20 protein-coding genes and 1 tRNA gene are annotated in these 20,525 nt (G+C 49.4%); 11 read left to right on the top strand and 10 right to left on the bottom strand.

Going from position 1 to position 20,525, the window contains the following annotated elements; all coding sequences use genetic code 11:
- On the bottom strand, window positions 1–971 hold a 971-nt coding region (locus tag EYC62_03735; protein ID TAH36218.1), incomplete at its 3' end, for a leucine--tRNA ligase.
- A 136-nt stretch (window positions 972–1,107) separates the two neighbouring features.
- Between EYC62_03735 and EYC62_03730 the strand changes: the two genes are divergently transcribed.
- Window positions 1,108–1,830 (top strand): hypothetical protein, encoded by a 723-nt coding sequence (locus EYC62_03730; protein ID TAH36217.1) that lies wholly within the window; start codon window positions 1,108–1,110, stop codon window positions 1,828–1,830.
- A 61-nt stretch (window positions 1,831–1,891) separates the two neighbouring features.
- Here the strand turns inward: EYC62_03730 and EYC62_03725 are convergent, their stop codons facing one another.
- Window positions 1,892–2,449, bottom strand: coding sequence for a DUF3576 domain-containing protein (locus tag EYC62_03725; protein ID TAH36216.1), 558 nt, complete (start codon window positions 2,447–2,449; stop codon window positions 1,892–1,894).
- Between the two features lie 383 nt (window positions 2,450–2,832).
- On the opposite strand from EYC62_03725, the gene EYC62_03720 reads away from it, so the two are divergent.
- The 4 genes from EYC62_03720 to EYC62_03705 all read left to right on the top strand — a co-directional run bounded on the left by EYC62_03720 (window position 2,833) and on the right by EYC62_03705 (window position 5,997).
- Entirely contained in the window at window positions 2,833–3,969 is a 1,137-nt protein-coding gene (locus tag EYC62_03720; GenBank protein ID TAH36215.1) for a porin, read from the top strand.
- A gap of 195 nt (window positions 3,970–4,164) precedes the next feature.
- Window positions 4,165–4,377 carry a hypothetical protein gene (locus EYC62_03715; protein TAH36214.1) on the top strand — a complete coding sequence of 71 codons (213 nt, stop codon included), beginning with the start codon at window positions 4,165–4,167 and terminating at the stop codon, window positions 4,375–4,377.
- Window positions 4,344–5,297 carry a porin gene (locus EYC62_03710; GenBank protein ID TAH36213.1) on the top strand — a complete coding sequence of 318 codons (954 nt, stop codon included), beginning with the start codon at window positions 4,344–4,346 and terminating at the stop codon, window positions 5,295–5,297. Before EYC62_03715 ends, EYC62_03710 begins: the two co-directional genes overlap by 34 nt.
- A gap of 64 nt (window positions 5,298–5,361) precedes the next feature.
- The gene (locus EYC62_03705; protein TAH36212.1) at window positions 5,362–5,997 is read left to right on the top strand and encodes a YggS family pyridoxal phosphate-dependent enzyme; all 636 of its coding nucleotides are present in this window, start codon (window positions 5,362–5,364) and stop codon (window positions 5,995–5,997) included.
- Here the strand turns inward: EYC62_03705 and EYC62_03700 are convergent.
- Both EYC62_03700 and EYC62_03695 read right to left on the bottom strand, forming a co-directional pair.
- A complete protein-coding gene (locus EYC62_03700) occupies window positions 5,994–6,491 on the bottom strand; it encodes a hypothetical protein (protein TAH36211.1) in 498 nt (165 codons plus the stop codon). The genes EYC62_03705 and EYC62_03700 overlap by 4 nt on opposite strands.
- 54 nt (window positions 6,492–6,545) lie before the next feature.
- Window positions 6,546–7,436: a hypothetical protein gene (locus tag EYC62_03695; GenBank protein ID TAH36210.1), complete on the bottom strand. Its 891-nt coding sequence runs from the start codon at window positions 7,434–7,436 to the stop codon at window positions 6,546–6,548.
- Window positions 7,437–7,675: 239 nt separating this feature from the next.
- On the opposite strand from EYC62_03695, the gene EYC62_03690 reads away from it, so the two are divergent.
- Window positions 7,676–8,362: a response regulator transcription factor gene (locus EYC62_03690; GenBank protein ID TAH36209.1), complete on the top strand. Its 687-nt coding sequence runs from the start codon at window positions 7,676–7,678 to the stop codon at window positions 8,360–8,362.
- A gap of 73 nt (window positions 8,363–8,435) precedes the next feature.
- Here EYC62_03690 and EYC62_03685 read toward each other — a convergent pair whose 3' ends face one another.
- From EYC62_03685 to EYC62_03675, 3 genes are all read right to left on the bottom strand, one after another.
- A complete protein-coding gene (locus EYC62_03685) occupies window positions 8,436–10,490 on the bottom strand; it encodes a VWA domain-containing protein (protein ID TAH36208.1) in 2,055 nt (684 codons plus the stop codon).
- Window positions 10,483–11,019, bottom strand: a complete 537-nt coding sequence (locus EYC62_03680) for an RNA polymerase sigma factor (GenBank protein TAH36207.1) — start codon at window positions 11,017–11,019, stop codon at window positions 10,483–10,485. Before EYC62_03680 ends, EYC62_03685 begins: the two co-directional genes overlap by 8 nt.
- Before the next feature lie 110 nt (window positions 11,020–11,129).
- A tRNA-Gln gene (locus EYC62_03675) sits at window positions 11,130–11,204 on the bottom strand.
- A 210-nt stretch (window positions 11,205–11,414) separates the two neighbouring features.
- On the opposite strand from EYC62_03675, the gene EYC62_03670 reads away from it, so the two are divergent.
- Window positions 11,415–11,795 carry a hypothetical protein gene (locus tag EYC62_03670; GenBank protein TAH36206.1) on the top strand — a complete coding sequence of 127 codons (381 nt, stop codon included), beginning with the start codon at window positions 11,415–11,417 and terminating at the stop codon, window positions 11,793–11,795.
- Window positions 11,796–11,823: 28 nt separating this feature from the next.
- Complete coding sequence (locus EYC62_03665) at window positions 11,824–12,474, top strand: hypothetical protein (GenBank protein ID TAH36205.1); 651 nt, start codon at window positions 11,824–11,826, stop codon at window positions 12,472–12,474.
- Here EYC62_03665 and EYC62_03660 read toward each other — a convergent pair.
- From EYC62_03660 to EYC62_03650, 3 genes are read right to left on the bottom strand one after another with little or no spacing between them, the layout of a single operon-like run.
- Complete coding sequence (locus EYC62_03660; GenBank protein ID TAH36204.1) at window positions 12,471–13,307, bottom strand: 4-(cytidine 5'-diphospho)-2-C-methyl-D-erythritol kinase; 837 nt, start codon at window positions 13,305–13,307, stop codon at window positions 12,471–12,473. The genes EYC62_03665 and EYC62_03660 overlap by 4 nt on opposite strands.
- Window positions 13,304–15,166 (bottom strand): tetratricopeptide repeat protein, encoded by a 1,863-nt coding sequence (locus EYC62_03655; GenBank protein TAH36203.1) that lies wholly within the window; start codon window positions 15,164–15,166, stop codon window positions 13,304–13,306. The genes EYC62_03660 and EYC62_03655 overlap by 4 nt, the downstream gene beginning before the upstream one ends.
- 18 nt (window positions 15,167–15,184) lie before the next feature.
- Window positions 15,185–16,807, bottom strand: a complete 1,623-nt coding sequence (locus tag EYC62_03650) for an electron transfer flavoprotein-ubiquinone oxidoreductase (protein ID TAH36229.1) — start codon at window positions 16,805–16,807, stop codon at window positions 15,185–15,187.
- 46 nt (window positions 16,808–16,853) lie between these two features.
- Here EYC62_03650 and EYC62_03645 point away from each other — a divergent pair, with 46 nt between their 5' ends.
- The 3 genes from EYC62_03645 to EYC62_03635 all read left to right on the top strand — a co-directional run bounded on the left by EYC62_03645 (window position 16,854) and on the right by EYC62_03635 (window position 20,520).
- Complete coding sequence (locus EYC62_03645) at window positions 16,854–17,696, top strand: uracil-DNA glycosylase (protein TAH36202.1); 843 nt, start codon at window positions 16,854–16,856, stop codon at window positions 17,694–17,696.
- Between the two features lie 55 nt (window positions 17,697–17,751).
- Entirely contained in the window at window positions 17,752–18,387 is a 636-nt protein-coding gene (locus tag EYC62_03640) for a ribonuclease HII (GenBank protein ID TAH36201.1), read from the top strand.
- A 168-nt stretch (window positions 18,388–18,555) separates the two neighbouring features.
- Complete coding sequence (locus EYC62_03635; protein ID TAH36200.1) at window positions 18,556–20,520, top strand: hypothetical protein; 1,965 nt, start codon at window positions 18,556–18,558, stop codon at window positions 20,518–20,520.
- Window positions 20,521–20,525: the final 5 nt, after the last annotated feature.

The raw sequence follows: 20,525 nt of genomic DNA, 5'->3' as shown, positions 1-20,525 counted from the left end.
TCGAATCCGCGTTTCTCCGCCTGTTCCAAAGCGACTTCCGACGTGCCGATTTTTCCGCAATCCTTGATAAATTCGGCCAATTGCGGATTGGATTTCGCCAAATTTTCGGCGATCGGATGATTCGGCGAAATCGCCAAGAACGACATGCCGAATAAGGTGTCTGGCCGGGTGGTAAAGACGGTGATAGAAGGTTCCAGGTTCCCGGTATCAGGTTCCTGGTTTTTCTTGCTTTCTTCCTGATACCCGGTACCTGACACCTGAAACCTTATCATGGCACCCGTAGATTTCCCGATCCAGTTTTCCTGCATCAAGCGCACTTTTTCCGGCCAGCCTTGCAAACGCTCTAACGCGCCCAGCAAATCATCGGCATATTGGGTGATTTTCAAAAACCACTGATTCAATTTGCGCCGTTCGACCACCGCGCCCGAACGCCAACCCTTGCCATCGACCACTTGTTCGTTGGCCAGAACGGTATTCTCCACGGGGTCCCAATTCACCCAAGCTTCCTTGCGATAGACCAAAGATTTTTTATAAAACTCGATGAACATTTTCTGTTCATGCTGATAATAATCCGGATCGCACGTCGCGACTTCGCGCCGCCAATCGTACGACAATCCCATGGTTTTCAATTGCGCTTTCATTTGCGCGATATTGGCATAGGTCCATTTGGCCGGATGTTCGCCGCGTTCGATCGCGGCATTTTCCGCCGGCAATCCAAACGCATCCCATCCCATCGGATGCAGCACATTGAATCCCTGCATGACTTTGTATCTGGCCACCACATCGCCCAGCGTGTAATTGCGCACATGGCCCATATGAATTTTGCCGGAAGGATAGGGAAACATTTCCAGCACATAATATTTCGGCTTTGACGAGTCTTCGCCGACTTCAAAGCATTTTTTCTCGTCCCAGATTTTTTGCCAATTTTGCTCGGTTTGTTTGAAATTATACCGCTGCGCTTCTGTGCTCATATTTCTACCTTTATATATGGACCCTACCCGTGAACAATAAATTCTAAGCAAATACAATAATTTGGCAAGAGCCAATCCCCCTGGACATTCTTTATATAAGTGTTTATAAAGGATACACTAAAGGAGCGGTATTAAAATGCGCAAAGACAATAAGCCTCAAGAAAATGAAATTCCGGTCTACTTCGCCCGAATGATCGAAGCGGCAAAAAGCTATATTTTATCTAGGGATCCAAACGGATTAGAACTGTCTGGCAATATGCGCAGTGGTTTGCAAGAAATAGTGAAACATCTCGCCCATCATTGCGACGGCAACGAAGATTTGCTTAGCGAAAATCCAAAACAATCCAAAAAATATAAAAGGATCATTTACGCCGCAAAAACAAATGCCGCGCTAAAGGCTTTTTTATATGGATGGGATTTACAAAATGACGCGCACGTTAATCGGCGCGTTGATGTGGCGAACCAGTTATCGGAAATAAGCGCTTTTCAGAATGCTATTTGTGCAGGCTCCGATATCCGTCCTGTGGATGTCGGTTTGGGTATTGGCGTGGCATTATTTTATTATGCGGCATTCGTGGGGGTGCATGACCCGTATTTTCGCAATTTTGTTTTGCTAACCAGGCATTTAAACTTGCCGCAGTTGCAAAAATTAAAGAAAGCCATGGAATTTGCGGATAGAGCTGATATTTTTTCATTGCTTGGGGATTCGGCAAAACCGGCCAGTAGAAAATACAAGCAATTAAAGCCAAAGAGAGAAAAAGATCCTTCTTACCAAGTGATAGATGCTTTTATCGCGCGGCGCGAGAAAGAGCAGCAAGACTTGCGTAAAACAGCAAAACGCCAAGTAAGAGGACGATAAAAAACCGGTAAAACTTCGCGGGTTTTACCGGTTCTGCACAATATCAAGATAAAATCGGGGATTATTTTACCGCCGCCGCCACGCGCAATTCGCGGGCGCGCATTAAAATCGAATTTTCGATTTTGCTGGCAGTATCGGCATCCGGCGCGGTATCGACCCAATTGCCGTTTTTATCGGCGATTTGTTTAAACGCCGAAACGCGAATGCCATCGGCGCGCAAATCCCGCGACAAAATATAAATCGTCAATTTAAAACGCTCGGTTGCTTTTGCATCCGCTTCTTCCGATGGCGGCGAATACCAGTCGGTGATAATCACGCCGCCGAACGGATCGGCGGATGCCAATGGCATAAAAGAAACCGTGTCTAAACTTGCGCGCCATAAAAATCCATTGACGCCGATGCCAGCGCCGGAATTATTTTCTTCTTTCGATTTGCCGCCGAAAAATAATCCGTCTCCGCCTAAAACAGATTCATTTTGCTTATCGCGCGCCATTTTATCGGTATATGGATTGGTATAGCCTTCGCCCTTTTGAATGTTCGAACATCCGGTCAAACCGACAAGTCCTACCAGCAAGGCAAAAATTGTGAAAAAAACGATTTTTTTAGAAAAACACGACATGAAAACCTACCTTTTGGGGCGTTATAAACCGGAAGTATGACCAAATTAGGGTGGTAATCCACCACAAAATTGCAACAATTTCAAGGGGATAAATGGCTAATCCCCAATAATCGCATTGTAAACATTAACCTTTTTGCCTTGTGGCGGCAAAAACACGCGATGGCCTGAATACAACAGGTTAATGGCCGGAATGACTTGGCACGAGCTCCTAATATGTATAGTTTTGCCTCAGATGACGGGATGACTCGTTGCAATATACAGGTCATTCCATCTGTAACCGCTTTGTTTTTCTAAACATTCGGTCACAACCCGGTCGGAAGCTGAGGATGTGACTATATTAAAGAGAGGCAAGGCAAATTTTTTCGAAGTGTATTGGAGGAAAAATGAAAAAATTCTATTTAGCTCTTGTGGCTTTGGCTGTTTTCGCAGCCGGTAGCGCACAAGCCGCTGACCAAGGCGTAAAACTTGGTTTAGGCGGTTACTACAAAGCCGGTTTCGGCGTGATTGCTAGCGATGATGACGATGCTGGTAACGCCCAAGCTCAGGGCCTTCGCAACCACAGCTTGAAACAAGATGTGGAAGTATGGTTCACCGGTGAAACCACCTTGGACAACGGTTTGACCGTTGGCGCTCGCGTGGAATTGGAAGGCCAAACCAATGGCGACCAAATCGATGAAACCTGGATGTACATGAAAGGTTCCTTCGGCGAATTGCGCGTCGGTGACGAAGATGATGCTCGTCGCTTGAAAGCAGTTGTAGGTCCTATGGCCTCTAAAGTGTTTGGTCACGCCGATCCAGATGACACCATGCTCAGCTTCTCGAACAGCTCCTTGGCTTTCTTGAGCGACGGCGGTGTTAACACCTTCGGTGAAAACAACACTGTTATGAAAGTTGAAAATGACAGCACAAAGCTGATCTATATGACCCCAAGCTTCAACGGCTTTAGCTTGGCTGTTTCGTATGCTCCAGATGCATCGCAAGACGGCCAAAATCGCGGCGGTTTGACTCAAGCCGACAACATTGGCGGCAACTCTGAAGCATGGTCCGTTGCCGGCGCTTATGACGGCAAATGGGACTCGACCAAAGTTATGGCTTCGTTGGGCTACACCACTTCTAACAACGAAGTGGCTGGCGCTGATGACGTAAGCGCATGGCACGCTGGTTTGGGCTTTGGCTTTGGCGCGTTCATGGTCGGTGGTTCTTATGGCCACTTGAACAATGAATTCGGCAACGACTTAGACGTAAAAGTATGGGAACTTAGCGGTACTTATACCACTGGCCCATACACCTTAGGTTTAGGCTGGAGCCACGGTAACTATGAAGTAACAGCTACCCAAGAACCAGAACTGGATACAGTTGCTGTTAGCGGTTCTTACGCTATGGGTCCTGGCATCACCTTGGATGCAGCCGTTGCTTTCAACCAGTATGACAACGATGGCACTGCTGCTATCGCTGCTGGTGCAGGCACCGACGATTACGATTCGACCTCGGTTATGGTCGGTTCGTCGATCAAATTCTAAGCCTTACGGCATAGTATTGGGAAAAGGCGGCTTTTTAGCCGCCTTTTCTTTTTGCCCAAATATTCGCGTATGTTTTGTTCAAACACATACCGTCACTGGGGATAAGTATTATTGGGTTAAACCGGTTTTTAGCTGGACGGTTTTTGATTTGTTACAATATAACATTAGCCAACACCTTATTTTATGGAGCACAAAATGAGAAAAATTTTCTGGCCAGCATTGGCCGCTTTTGGTTTGTTGGTTTTTTCCGCCTCCGCCAATGCCGCGGATAGCGGCGTTAAACTGGGACTTGGCGGATATTACAAAGCCGGTCTAGGCGTTATTGTTAACGATGACGATGGTGGAAACTTTCGCAATCACAGCATAAACAAGATGTGGAAATATGGTTCACCGGTGAAACCAAATTGAATAACGGTCTGACCGTTGGCGCTTTGGTGGAATTGGAAGGCCAAACGGTTGCTGGCGGACAAATTGACGATACTATTATGTATATCAAAGGCAATTTTGGCGAATTGCAGGTTGGCGATACCGACGATGTGCGCATTCAAAAATCGGTGACCGGCCCCGAAGCGTCGGAAGTTTTCCAAGTGGATCATCGCACCTATGAAACTTTAAGTTTCTCCAACAATCCGCTGACGCAATTAACCAGCTATGGCAATAACGTTGCCGGTGTTAACACAACCTTGGAAATGGTCGAAGCGGCCAGCAGCAAATTGATTTATTTGTCGCCATCCTTCGGCGGATTTTCGTTCGGCGTTTCTTATGCGCCGGATGCCACCGCCGATCGGCAGAATAACGGCGGTTTGACCGAAGCCGATAATGACGCCGGTCAAAATTCCGAAGCGTTATCGATTGCCGCCAGCTATGAAGGCAAATGGCAAAATACCGGTATTCTGGCTTCGGTCGGTTTTACCGATTCGAATAACGAAGACACCACCATGGATGATGTGCGCGCCTGGCAAGCCGGGTTGAATCTGGATTTCGGCGCCTTTGTCGTTGGCGGTTCCTATGGACGCCTTGAAAACGGTCTCGGCAACGATTTGGATGTCGATACTTATGCCATCAGCGGTACTTACAAAACGGGACGATATAAAGTCGGCCTGGGCTGGAGCCACGGCAATTACGAAGTCACCTCCACGCGCGAGCCGGAATTGGATACATTATTGCTATCGGCTTCTTACGCGATGGGTCCTGGCGTAACGCTGGACGCGGCGATTCAACACGACCGTTATGACAATGACGGTACTGGCGCCATCGGCGTCGGTCTTGGCGCAACGGATGATTACGATTCGACCGCGATTATGGTCGGGTCAATGATCTCGTTCTAAGGCTTTGTTGACAAAATAATGAAAGGGCGGTCTTATATGGCCGCCCTTTTTTATTGGAATCGCCATGAATGAAACCATTCCCGATATTCTTGCCGGAATTCGCGCCAGGCTTGGCGCCGCGCAGTTGATTGCGGTCAGTAAAGGCCAGGACGCAGGCAAAATCGCCGAAGCCCTGAATGCGGACCAGCGCGTATTCGGTGAAAATTATGTGCAGGAAGCGCGGGAAAAATGGCCGTCCTTGCGCGCCCAATTTACCGGCATCGAATTGCATATGATTGGCCCTTTGCAAAGCAATAAAGCCAAAGAGGCGTTGGAATTATTCGATGTCATTCAAACTTTGGACCGCGATTCCTTGGCCAAAGCCATAATCAAGCATCCGGAACTGGCGCGCCAAAAAAAGTTCTTTATCCAAGTCAATATCGGGGAAGAAGCGCAAAAATCCGGCGTGATGCCAAACGATGCCGACGCTTTCATTCGCAAATGCATTGGCGAGTATAAATTGCCAATCGTTGGATTAATGTGCATCCCGCCGCAAGACCGGGAACCGGCCGCGCATTTTCAGCGCTTGGCGCGAATCGCGGCGCGGCATGATTTAAAACAATTATCCATGGGTATGAGCGCGGATTGGCAAACGGCCATTGCGTGCGGCGCGACCCACGTGCGGATTGGCACGGCTATATTCGGGGAACGCGGACGTTAGCGTATATCGATCGTCGTTTGCGGCGTGAATTCCGGCAAAATCGACAACAAGTCTTTTTTGTCTATCGCGACGCAACCCTCGGTTCCGGCGAAATCCGGCTTGGCGCAGTGCAGAAAAATCGCGCTTCCCCGGCCGCGAATGGTCGGATTGCGGTTATATCCGATCACCACCACAATATCGTAACACCCGTCTTCGCGCCAAAAAACCTCGTGCCTTGCGGAAAAAGGCAGCGGCACCGGAAAATTATACGCCGCATGCTCCGGGTCATCGCACCAGCCGGTGCTTTTTAGAATTTGTCTGGTTGGCAGTTGGATTTTAGGCAGATCCGCGCGGTCTTTGCGCCAATAAACTTCCAATATCGGAAATTGTCCCAGCGGCGTTTTGCCGTCGCCTTCGATTTTTTCCATCGTGGCGCCATTCTTTCCGATCGCGCAGCGATAGGAACGGTTGTTCCAATATAATAAATTGTTTTTACTGTCGACTTTGATCATCATGAGCAAGATGTAATCGCAGAATTGACGGATTGCAAGCGGAACCCAGGACCGGCTCTAGTTTTGTTGAACGCGCTGTTTCATCATTTGTTCGTATTTATCCATCGCGCGCATCATCATTTCCGGCATTTGTTGCGGCGGAACTGAAACGGGGGCCGCATTGGCGTTAGTTGGCGCCAACGGTTTCATGGGTTTGTTTGGAATTATATCGACTTCCGCAACCGGCTGTTGCTCCACCGGCGTTACTGGCGCTGCGGCTGCTTTCGGCTCCAACCATGGGGCGGCATCGATATCATCCGGAACCTCCGCTAAATTTACGGCGTCGCTGGCGTCTGCGGTTTTGGATTCGGTATCGCTTGCGCTATCGTCGCTATTTTCTTCGGCGACTTGCGCTTTATTTTGTTCGGCTGTGTGTTCTGGCGCTTCTTCATCCTCGCCTAAGCTTGCAATGGCCACTTCGCCGATATCGCGGCCGCCATGTTCCTGCGCATAAATCGCGCTGGATGTGGCCACCAATAATCCCATCGGTCCGCCGAAGGCAAGTCCGCCAATCACGCGCGCCGGTCCTGAAATTGTATCGCCGGTTAGATTGCGGTACAAAGATCCCAGTACAGGAATGTGTTGCAGCGGGTTGATTACATCGATTAAGTCGGCCAGCGTAAAATCTTGATTGTCGTCTACGGGTTTGGCGTCTTCAGCTTCGGAATTTCCATTCAATAGGCGTTCGGCCACGGAATCGGTTTTATCCGCGGCTTGTCCGATATTGTCTTGCAGAATTGGGGCGGCAATAGCGTTGGGCGCTTGCGCCTGCGCCGGTTCAACCGAAGCTGCCGGCAATAATTTTGAAAATTCCGATTCGCTAGGCAGTTTGGTTTCGCGCCAGGCGCGATCATCGCTTAGGGCGCTGCTATAACTGCTCTCGGATAATAAGGCGGTGTTAATCGTCATTTTTTTAGTCTCCCATCCGATATGATCCTTGCAATCGCCATGCCAACCAATCCGGTATATTATCATTATATTTCAATATCTTATATTGTTTCGATATTGATTCTATGGGCAATTTTGGACCGTAAGTGGCTGTTTTTGCCGGGTTTCGGCCCCGGCCTTGTGGGCCGAAAAACATTGCGCTCGATCTGTAACAAAAATATAAAAGATAGAGATGCGTCCAATTTTTCTTATCGGTGGTTATGAAAAAGAATATTTTGCTGGTTGATGATGATGATGCTTTGCGCGAATCGCTCGCCGAACAATTGGCGATGTATGATGAGTTCAAAGTCACCCAAGTCAGCCGCGCCGCGCAAGCACTGGAAAAAGTCAAAGAACAAGAAGTCCCGGATTTGGTGATTCTCGATGTCGGTTTGCCGGATATGGATGGCCGCGATACGTGCCGTTTGATGCGCCGCGCCGGATATAAAGCGCCGATTATTATGCTTACCGGCGCCGCGACCGATGCCGATACGATTTTGGGCTTGGATGCCGGCGCCAATGACTATGTCGCCAAACCGTTCCGGTTTAACGTGCTGCTGGCCCGGGTGCGCGCGCAAATCCGCCAAAATCAGAATTCCGAAGACGCGCAGGTGCGCATCGGAAAATATTTATTTCAGCCCAGCACCAAAATTATGGTCAACACCCAAACCGATCAGAAATTGAAACTGACCGAAAAAGAAGCCGGCATTATCCGCCAACTGTACAAGGCCGGCGGCCGCGTGGTGCCGCGCGAAGTATTGTTGAACGATATTTGGGGTTACAATTCCGGCGTTTCAACGCATACGTTGGAAACCCATATTTACCGCCTGCGGCAGAAGATAGACGATGACAAGGGCGAAGGCGCCGTGATTATCACCGAAGGCGGCGGATACCGCATCGGCGTTTAAGTTTTTAATTTTGGATAATGTATAAAGGCCCTTTCTTATGAAAGGGCCTTTTCTTTTTGCCGCATTGATAAAGTTATTTTTTTAGAACTTCCAAATTGGCTGCGTTTTTGGCCATTTGTATAAGGTTGATAAACTCGGCGCGGTATCCGAACTTATCGGTGCCCTTGGATTTTTCCGCCAGCGTTGCGATATCGTCATATTCGAAATCGCCGACATATTGATCGCCGTGTAATTTTTGGCCAAAGGCGGCAACCGCGGTCGAAAAACGAACATCGGCCGGAACCTGATCGATACTGGAAAATTCCAGATTTTTATCGACGGGCGTCGTGATCAATTTGCTGCCATCCTCATTCGGCAATTTATAACGGATTTTGACAAAGGCATATTCATCGCCCATGCGGCTTGCGATTTGCGCTTTGTCCACTTCAGCCTCGTTTCCATAACGCAATGGGTCGATGCGATCGGCATTTGATCCGGCTGGGGTGATTTCATAAATCGCGGTCACGCTGTGGCCCGATCCGATTTCACCGGCATCCACCTTGTCGTTATTGAAATCCTCGCGATTCAACAAACGGGTTTCATAACCGATCAGGCGGTATTCGGATACGGTCGCCGGATTAAATTCAACCTGAATTTTAACGTCCTTGGCGATGGTAAATAAAGTCGAACCGGCTTCGTTGACCAAAGCCTTGCGCGCTTCGTTAATCGTATCGATATAAGCCGCGTTGCCATTGCCATTCTGGGCCAAAGCCTGCATCAGCTCGTCATTATAATTGCCGCGGCCAAATCCCAAGACAGACAGAGATACGCCGCTTTGCCGTTCCCGTTCGATATAGGATTTCAATTCATTGGTATTGTTGATGCCCACATTGAAATCCCCGTCGGTCGCTAAAATAACGCGATTAACGCCATTTTTATCGAAATTGCTTTTGGCCAATTGATACGCCTGACGGATGCCTTCGGCGCCAGCGGTCGATCCGCCAGCATCCAGATTATCCAACGCCGCCATAATCTTCGCCTTGTCGCTGGCTTTGGTAGGCGGAAGCACTGTGCCCGCGCTGCCGGCATAGGTGACGATGGCGATGCTGTCGTCCGGTTTTAAGGTTCCAACCAGCATTTTCATGGAATTGATCAATAAGGGCAATTTATTTGGATCATCCATCGAACCCGAAGTGTCGATCAAAAACACCAGATTGGATTTTGGTTTTTCGTCGCTATTCAGTTCGTATCCCTTGATGCCGATATGCATTAATTTGGTTTTGGCGTTCCATGGATTTGGATATACCGCCACATGCGCTTTGAAAGGTTCCGATTTGCTTGATGGAGCCTTATAGTCGTAGGGGAAGTAATTGATCATCTCTTCCACGCGTACCGCGTTCTTTTGCGGCATGACGTTATTATTTAACGCCGCGCGGACAAAGGAATAAGACGCCGTGTCCACATCGATGGAAAAAGTGGATACCGGATCGCTGGCGGTCATTTTCACGCCGTTGATTTTCAGATCGCCGAATTTGTCGTGTCCTTGGTCCTGATAATATGGTTCGGAAATGTCCTGGGCAATGCCAATACGCTGGCTGGCGGCCATTTCCGCGGTCCGGATTTTTGCCGGTGCGGTGGACGGAGCGGCAGGCACGGCCAGGCCGCCACTATTGCCGCCGATTTGGGGCTGTCCTGATTCCGCTTTGGTTTCCGGCGCGGCGGACGCCACCATCGCTGGCGGCGATACTGGCGGCGCCAGTTGATCGATGCTTGCGGAATCGTTCCGTCCTGTGCCCGATGGCGGCGATGATGCCAGCATTTCTGGCGGCGCCGATGCCAACCCCGGAAGTGGAACGTGCCGCATTACATACGGATTCCATAAAAAACTGACGGCGATCAGCATCAAGCACAATACGCCGACTAAATAACGAGCATGGGTCATGATATTTTCTCCTATGATTGCGGCGTAGAAATTACGCAGCTTATTCATAAGACGACGCAACGTAGGCAATCCTTGGCGCGCTTCCGCATTTTTTTGCTCAAATTCATCTAACGCATTGGAAATAATGCGTTTTTTTGTATCTAGATCCGGCCGGGGGGTCGGATTATCGCGCCATAATTGCTGTAATTCGTCCAAATCCTTATCCATGGTTTTCTTCCCGAATTTGTTTCAATTTTTTTCGTACCTCAAACAATCGCCAAGACACGGTGGCCTCGGCACAATCCAAAATCTTTCCGGCTTCGGCATGAGTTAGGTTTTCATCCAATATTAAAATGGCGGTATCGCGCAATTCCGGTTCGATTTGATTTAACGCGTTATGTAGCCACGCGCTTTTGTGTTTGTGGTCTTTGCTGTCTTCGCGGGCGAATTCTTGTAATTCTTCGAAGGTTTTTTCTAAATTACGCGCGCGGCCACGGCTTTTACAAAAATCCTTACAGGCATTTAAAATCACGCGATACAACCAGGTGGAAAAATTACTGTCGCCGCGAAAAGCTTGCAACTTATCCACTAATTTTAAACAAATATCCTGCACGATGTCTTCGGCATCTTGCCGGTGTCCGGTAAATCGATAGGCCAATCGATACATTTTGTCGTAATGCCGCTCCAACAATTGCTGGAACGCGGCTTTATCTCCCTTGCTCGCTTTTTGCGCTAAGATCAGGTCAATATTTTGCATGCACTAATGATTGGACGACACGGAAAGAAGGTTCCTTGGGAAAATCTACTAAGACGCAGATAATATTAAATATCAAGGAATTGTTTGAGATAAAAATGCTAGGCGAAGACTGGCTGGGGCGCTAGGGATCGAACCTAGGAATGTCGGTACCAAAAACCGATGCCTTACCGCTTGGCTACGCCCCATCAAGAAATTCAACGGTAAAATAGATCCGTGAAAATAGTCGCTCAGCGCGAATAATGCAAGCCTGTCGTTGCACTTGTCTTGTTGCCGAAAATAACACGCCAGCGAAATATCCACCACTATATATAGGTAAATACTTGCAAATTTTACCAACTCTGGTAAACCCAAATCTTAATCCTTTTTCTATAAATAAAATAAAAACAAGGCCGTACATGACAGATTCTTCCAAGAATGACGTCGCTATCACGATTCCCTGGAGTGTAAAAGGCGTTTCTGCCAAAGCCCGACAAACCGCCAAAGACGAAGCCGCTAAATCAGGTCAGACCATTGGTTCCTGGTTGTCGCAGGCTATTCGCACGGCGGCCAAAGATCCGGTTCTATTTCAGCAATTGACCGATCTGGCGCGCACTACCGCGACCGCCCCGGCCAATGTACCTTTGGACGAGTCCGCTTTGTTTGAATATTTGCAAAAAATGGATCAGAAACTAAATGCGCTGTCGGATCGCGTTGCCGCCAACGAAGGCCAAAGCGATGTGCGCATCCCAAGTTTCGAAACGGTTTCCGCGATCGCCAGCAAAACCTGGCCCGCTTAGTTTAAATTTTTAATATATAGGTTGTTGCATGTCGGCAGTTTTGGGTGCGTGGAGTGTTAAGGGTGTAGACGAAGAAGCCAAATCCATCGCCAAACGCGCCGCCGCCGAAGCAGGCATCACCATGGGCGCTTGGCTGGAAGCCGCCGTGATGCATGTCGCGCGAAAAGGTTTTGAAACATCTTCCCTGTCGCTGACAAAAAACAATCCTTTGACATCCGGCACTATGGTGGAAAGCGCCGTGGGCGATGTTCAAGAGCAGCGTTTGTTTAATACCACCATCCGCGTCGCGCCGCGCGATTTATTGCCATCCGCCACCGGCACATCGACCGGACTTGCCGCGATTGCCGATTCGGTCAATCAATTGGAAGCCGGGCTTCAACGCACTATCGATATTCTGGAAGCCCGTTTGGTGGAATTGGAAGACGGCATGCGCCAAATGCGAAATTTATTGCCGGCTAACCGCACGGCATTGCCTACTTTGACGCAATCGGAACCGCAAATCGCCTATTATGAACTGGGCCAGATCAGCGCGGATTATAAGCCATTGCAAAGCATGCCGACCGGGGCATCGGAATTTTTCAGCACCGATAATTTGCTGAATTTGGCGGTGATCGTGGCGCTTGGCGTTGCCGCGTTTCTTGCCGGCCAGCGTCTCGGTTTTGATTTTTTCAATTTCTAATTTCCCGCAATAACAATCGGCTTGATCCAATAGTCCGGAAAAAGATTCCGGACATCGCCCAGCAATTGCTGCTGCGCCTTTGTATCTTCCGCCAAAAGATAAAAACAGGATCCGCTGCCGCTCATTCCCCAGCCTTTATGCGTGGTTTTGGCCAGTTTATTCGCGATTGCGCCCAATTCCGGATGTATCAGCGCGGCAGGCGTGAACAAATCATTGTCGTTATTGAATTGCGTTGTTGGATGGATGGTTTTCACCCGGCTTTTTCCATTCCAAGCGGCAAAAATATTTTTGGTCGGCACGGAAATATTGGGGAATAGTAAGACGCCACGCTTTGGCGCAAAATTGGATGTGAATTCTATTTTCTCTCCGACACCGCGCATAATGCATGGCTTTGATTCCACGCAAACTGGCACATCCGCGCCAATATTGCGCGCCAGGTCCATCCAATTAAAACCCGGTTTAAATAAGTCCGAATAATAATCGCGAACAAATCTAATGACAGAAGCGGCATCGGCCGAACCGCCGCCAACGCCGCCGCCGACGGGAATATTTTTTTGCAAATGAATATGAAAGTTAGGCAAATCAGGCGCCGATGCGCGCAGTTTGTCCAATGTTTTTAATATCAGATTATCGGGATTGCCCGGCGCAAGGCGCGCGAATTCCCCATCTATCGCAATGCTGTCTTTTGGCGCGATTTCAAAACGCAGCACATCGCCAAAATCCGCAAAACCAACCAGGCTTTCCAAATCGTGATATCCATCCTCGCGTTTGGCAATGATTCTAAGGCTTAGATTGATTTTGGCCGGCGCGGCGATGGTGTAAAACGGGATCAATTCAACAAATCGGTATTGTCAGGTTTCGATGCCGGTGCTGGTGCAGGAGAATCCTTCGGTTCCTGCATGGATTGCTGCTTCAATCCTTTTTCCAATTTTCCATCGATCGATTTTTTTAATTCCGCGTCGGGTTCAAACGAAAGCGCCCTGTTCCATTGAATGCGCGCCTGTTCGGCGCGATCCAGACGCCATAGCGCATCGCCATAATGATCGATCAGTTGTGGATCATAAGGACGCGCTTCAACCGCTTTTTGCAGAATTTTCTCGGCGTCATTGTATTTGCCCATGCGGTACAGCGCCCAGCCCAGCGAATCGATAATAAACGCGTCGCCTGGCGCCAGCGCCACGGCCTTTTCCAGCAATCCCAGGGCTTCATCCAGTCTTTCGCCGCGCTCCACCCAGGAATAAGCGAGATAATTCATCACATAAGGCTGTTCCGGCGATAATTCCAGCGATTGCTGCAAATCCTTTTCCGCCTGGGTCCAAAGTCCGGCGCGTTCAAATGCGGTGCCACGCGCATAAAATAATGGCCAATCGGTTTTGCCGACCGGTTCGCTGTTTTCTATCGCTTCGCTATAAGCCTCGATCGCCGCGGCGTAATCCTTGCGGTTTCTGTATAAATCGCCCAGCATGGTCACGGCCTCCACGCGTTTTGGCTGCGCCTTGCGCATTTTTTCTAAAATTTCGACAGACTTGGCTTGTTGACCCATCTTGTCATAGTCGCGCGCCAGCCGAAGTCCGGCCGACCAATAAAAAGCCGGATTGCCCATCAATTTCGCGTGGATGGCGGCGGATTCGTCAAACTGCTCGAACGCTTCGAACAATTCCGCCATCAGCAATTGATTGAATTCGAAATCGGGCTGCATGTAATTGGACAGTTGCGCGTATACAATCGCCATTTCGCTGCCGGCCTGGCCTTCGAACGATGTGGCGATGTCGAACAGCACTTGCGCAATGCCGTCGGTGGAGGTGCGGATGTTGGCCGGGGCCACGCCGCCTTTTTCCAGCCGCGCATACGCCGCATCGAAAATATAATTATTCGGGCTGCGTTTGGTAAAAGCGTCGTATAATTCCTTGGCTTTCGCGGGTTCGACCAGGCGTTCATATAAATTGCCCATGCTCATCGACAAGCGCAGCGGCATTACGGTGAATCGCGACGCGGCTTGGGTATAAAAATCCATGGCGGCGTTATAATTGTTGGCATATTCGGAAATCAACGCGGCATGCAGTAAAATAATGCCGCCAGCGGTTTCGCTTGGAAATAAAGGCTTCAGCACGTCGATCGCCGCATCGGTTTTGCCTTCGGCCGCATTCATCCAGGCGCGCAACAGAGGCAAGGTCAGCTTGTTTAATTTTGCATCCTCCATCGCTTTTAATTGTATTTCCGCATCCGCCAATTTTCCGGTTTTTACATTTTGCAAAAACAGCACCAAACTCGGCAGCAAGGAATTTTTCTTATTGGTCTGCCAGATTTGCGCCAGCGGCAAGGATTTTTCGACTTGTCCACTCATGATATAAAGCAAACAAACGCGCTCGATCAGCGATTGGTTGGTTGGATCTTTATCCAGCGCTTGTTGTAAAAATTCGGCGGATCTGGTGAAATTGGCGTCCTGCAATGCGGCGCGGCTGGCCAAATAACTGCCCGCAACGCCATCCGGCGTTTCGGTAAATTCGCTGACCGCATCGGTTTCCTCGGTTGTTGCGGTTTCGGCGGGTTCGGCCTTTTGGGCCGTTTCCGCGGCCGGCGCCGCATTGTCCGCGGTATTGGCGGTGGAACTGTTGCCCCCAGCGGCATCCAATAAAGTGCAGGCGCCTAGAATAACGGTGATGGATAGAATCGTCAGAAAACGGAAAACCATAAAAACCTCGGTTAAAAACTACATATTGGTGTAACTCGGCCCCTCGCCGCCTTGAGGCGGAACCCAATCGATATTTTGGCTTGGGTCCTTTATATCGCAAGTTTTGCAATGAACACAGTTGGCGGCATTGATTTGCAGTTTCTTTTGTCCGTCTATGTCCACAAATTCATACACCCCGGCCGGGCAATAACGCGATTCCGGCCCGGCGAATAAGTCATAATTCACTTTTATGGCTTTTTCAGGATCGCGCAATTGCAAATGGCATGGCTGATCTTCGGCATGATTGGTGGATGATAAATACACCGAACTCATGCGGTCGAATGTCAAAACGCCATCCGGTTTCGGATATTCGATTTTCGCCGCCGATTGTTTGTTTTTCAATCCTGTATGATCGGCGCGGTTGCGCAAAGTCCATGGCGCGCGGCCACGGAATATATAGGTATCGATCGCGGAATAAATAATCCCTGCCCATAATCCAAAATGAAACGATGGGCGGATATTGCGTACGCCGTACAATTCCGCGCCAACCCAGGACGATTTCAGCGTTTGTTCGTATTGATCGGCCTCGTCCGGCGCATTTCCCCCCGTCAAATGATCGAATAAACATTCGGCGGCGATCATCCCGGATTTCATCGCCGTGTGCGTGCCCTTGATTTTTGGCACATTTAAAAACCCGGCCGTATCGCCGATCAACATTCCGCCGGGGAATGTCAGTTTGGGAATGGATTGGAATCCGCCTTCGCTGATGGTGCGCGCGCCGTACGATATTCGTTTTCCGCCCTTAAAATATGGCGCAATTTTGGGGTGGGTTTTAAAGCGCTGAAATTCTTCGAACGGTGATAAATAAGGATTGGAATAATCCAGCCCCACCACAAATCCAACTGCGATTTGATTATTGTCGAAATGATATAAAAACGATCCGCCATAGGTGTCGGCACGCAAAGGCCAGCCAACCGAATGCACAATCAATCCTTGCTTATGCAAAGCCGGATCGGCCTGCCAAATTTCCTTGATGCCCAGCCCATAAGTTTGCGGATCGCGGCCATGGCGCAAGTTAAACTTGGCGATCATTTTTTTGGTTAGGCTGCCATGACATCCTTCGGCCAGAATTGTCTGTTTGGCATTGATGACAACACCAGGTTGATATTGCGCGGTTTGGTTGCCATGTTTGTCCAATCCCATATCGCCGGTTTTAACGCCGACGACGCGGTTGTTTTCCATCACCATTTCTGCGGCGGCGAAGCCGGTGAAAATATCGACGCCCATTTCCTGCGCTTGCGCGGCCAGCCATTTGCATAAATTGCCAAGGCTGATGATATAATTGCCTTTGTTGTGCATCTGCTTTGGCGTCGGCAGGCGAAAAGCAAATTTCTTGGTCAGGAATAAAAACTTATCTTCGGCCGCTTCGATCGTAACCGGCGCGCCTTTTTCCTTCCAATCGGGAATCAATTCGTTCAGCGCGCGGGGTTCCAATACCGCGCCGGACATAATGTGGGATCCGACTTCCGCGCCTTTTTCAAGAACGCAAACGGAAATCTCGGCGCCTTTTTGTTTGGCCAGTTGTTTTAAACGGATTGCGGCGGCAAGGCCCGATGGCCCCGCGCCGACAATTACCACATCGAATTGCATGCTATCGGACATGATTGGAATATAGACCAATTGGACGGCCTGTGCTAGTCTTGGCCGCATGCAAACCCCCAGGCAACAACTGCAATGGCTGCATTCCATGGGCGTCGAGGATGAAGCGGCGGAAACCCCTATTGGGCTTTACCGTTTCAAATCCAAATCGCCTATTGCCACCAAGCCGGTTAATAATTCTGGCCCCGCCATCGCTTTTGCCGAGCCGATAAGCGCGCCAAAGGATATGGGCGTGGCCGCCAAAAAGTCGCTGTTTGAGGCCGCGCCGACCATGTCCGGCAATTACGATGGCGAGTCCCTGGCAAAGTCCGCCAATAATCTCGATGAATTGCGCGCGGCAATTGAAAAATTCGATGCGATTGCATTTAAAAACACCGCGGCGCACACGGTGATTGCCGATGGCAACCCCAAAGCCGGAATCATGTTTATCGGCGAGGCGCCGGGCGCGGAAGAAGACCGCCAGGGCTTGCCATTTGTCGGCCAGGCAGGGCAATTGCTGGATAAAATGCTGGCGGCCATTCAATTGGACCGGCGCAACAATGCCTATATCAGCAATATTTTATTTTGGCGTCCGCCGGGCAATCGCACGCCCAGTCCCGAAGAAATGGCGGCCTGCATGCCGTTCGTGCGCCGGCATATTGAATTGATCAATCCAAAAATTTTGGTTTGTTTGGGCGGCACCGCGATGAAGGCGATGTTCGAAGTCAAGGACGGCATCATGAAAATGCGCGGGTCGTGGATGGATTTTACGCCGTCGCCCAATCATGCGCCTATCCCGACTTTATTGACCTATCACCCGGCATTTTTATTGCGCACCCCCGCCTATAAAAAAGATTCCTGGGCCGATTTGCAGGATTTGCAGAAACGCGCCAAAGAATTGGGGATATTATAGCCGGGTAATGGGTTTTGGGGTTTGGGTTTAGGAAAAGAGGCGGATATGGTGGCGCATGCTTCTAGTTTCTCAAAACCCATCACCCAATACCCTAACCCCTTATTATATAGCCGGTGTTGATGAGGCCGGGCGGGGCCCGTGCGCCGGGCCGGTGGTTGCCGCCGCCTTGATATTGCCGAACGGTGTCGAAAAATATTCCTGGGCCGAACAAATTAAAGATTCCAAAAAATTGACCGCCCAAAAACGCGATTATTTATTTTCGCATCTAACGGAGCATTGCGTTTCTGCTGTTGCCGAATGCAGCGTCGAGGAAATTGACCAACTGAATATTTTATGGGCGACGATGCTGGCAATGAAACGCGCTGTGGAATCGCTGGCTACGGCGCCGCAAAAAATTCTGGTGGATGGCAACCGGTTGCCGGATGTTAAAATTGCTGGCGAGGCGGTGGTGGGCGGCGATGATAAATATTTGTGCATCGCGGCGGCGTCCATTATTGCCAAGGTAACGCGCGACCGCATCATGCAAAAATTGGCGGTCGAATTTCCCCATTATGGATGGGGGGATAATTCCGGCTATGCCACCAAAACCCATTTGACGGCCATGGATCGTTACGGTATAACAACGCACCATCGGAAATCTTACGCGCCGGTGGCTAAGACATTGGAAAAGCATCAAAAAATGGCCGCTTGACGAATGTCTTCTAAAAAGATACAATCATAAGGCTTGCAGGTAACATGCTTGTGCGACTGGTTAATCGCCATTCATGTAACCGTATAAAAATTAACAAAATAGAGCCGCATCAGGGATTCATTATCAATTTTAAGACCTGAATGGTTTAGGGGTTATGAGGTAAGTGTTATGAAAATTCCTTTTATAGGGTTGGATATTCCAATAGAGCCGCCGTTGCGCGCCATATCAGACGCGCTGTTTGGCACAATTTGGGCTCCCTTGGCGAAATTGGAAAAAACCACCGTTGTTTTTAGAAACGGCCAGCCGGAGGGACGGGGCACTGCCGATGCGTGGGACCAGGCGATAACTTTATTAACCGGCAAATTGGATATCAATAAGAAGGACGCGAATGGATCATTAAAAATTCCATCCGGCCTTAAAAGGCAAATAAAACGCGTCGCGGATATCGCCGCTTCTAAATCCAACGATAGTAACGGACTGTTGGAGTACCTTGCAAAGTCTAAAGAATTTCCACGATCTGTGATCGCAAAGGAGGTTATCGTACCTGCGGCCAATCAGGTTTTGGATAAAATAGCAAGGCAAGGAAACAAGAATCCTCCCACCACACTCATACGCCTGGATTTGCATAAAATAATTTCGGATACTGTTGTTGGTAACGCAGCAAGCGCAAAAGACGATACGGTAAAATCATCGGTCATCGATCCATCGTTAAAAGCGGCGTTTGCCGAAATAGAAAGTTTTTTCACAAGCGAGCGGCAAGCCAGCGATAGTTACAAGATATCGGACGCCTATCCGGTTATTAATCGTATTTTAGCAAAATATGAAGCATTAAAAATTTCCGATGTCGCCAATCAATGCCAGAATGTACGCAAACGCTTGTTGGAAACCGCCGTTGCGCGCGGAGATCTAAGGTTGTCTCTGCAAATTCTCAGCGATACGGAATCGGCGATTAAATCAAGGCACGCTATTGATGGAATAACCACCGGTAGATTGCCGGAAGCAGTTTTTGCAGGCATTGAAGAATTGCAATCCCAGGTTCTGGCGGGTTCCAGGCATTTAATCATGAAAGAAGCCAGCGGCGATTTGGAAAGAAATACGCAAAACGCCAGGGATCTTTTTCACGATTTACGGCGGCGGATCGTAATGGGAAAAACCAATTATGACAATCCATTTAAAGAAGCGGATACGATAGGCCGGCTTTTTGATTTTGCCCGCACTGTTAAAGATAACGAAGCCATGAAAAGCCTAGCGGAAAGATTGGGCGAAATTGTACAGGATGGCGCTGGAGGCACCACAGCAAAAAGAATGTTGGAGTATTGCGCAGATATTTGCAAACGCGCGGGTATCCCTTTAAATTTAAGTGCGGCGGCAATGGCTGCTATCGGAATGGAGAAACCCGCCGCCGAAAGCCCAGTGATCATAGAAGAGCCTAAAAAACCTAGCGGACAAGAGGTACGTGAACCAGCAGTGGTTGGGCTCCCCCAACAAGCAAACCTGACATTATTGAACGGCGATATGATGTTAGCCGGTTCATCTGGTCCAATAATTAGCGGTGTGGTTCTGACCGGGGCTGGCTTGGTATTGGTTTCTGGAATGTCCGGTCCGCTTATGGACGCCAATATCACCGGCGTTTTGCCGCAACCGACCAACCAAGTCGCTGCGGATTTGTTAACGGACATGGCCGCTATTCACACCGCATTAAAGGACAAAGCCGCCGGTTCGCCCGAATATAGCCGCGCTTTGGCCAGCCTTGCGGCAATAGTTTTTGCGGATTCTCATGCCGCGCCCGATTTGGGGGATGTAGTTACGGCACAAATGAAAAAATTAAAAGCCGTAACCGGCACGGAAGCATCCCATAACGGGGACCGGGTTAATTTTGCCAAAATCATGGGTGCGCAAATAAAAAACAGAAAAACCAGTCCCTTGCCAACGGCCGCCGATCTGCGGAAATGCCGGGAACTTGGCATGACCACGGATGAATTGCGTAACGGATTTTCCGCCAATATAGTGGCTTACGGCGAAAAACTGGGCAATAGCGCTAAAGCGGACAAAGCTTTTGTCACTGCCTTAAAAAAGGCGGAACCAGTGCCTGTTGGGGCTGTCGATACCGCAAAATCCAAAAAGCGCGGATAAGCGGC

This window comes from Alphaproteobacteria bacterium (assembly GCA_004295055.1).
GTDB lineage: Bacteria > Pseudomonadota > Alphaproteobacteria > SHNJ01 > SHNJ01 > SHNJ01.
The sequence above is the reverse complement of the archived record's forward strand: the minus strand, read 5'-3'. Positions and strand labels throughout refer to the sequence as shown.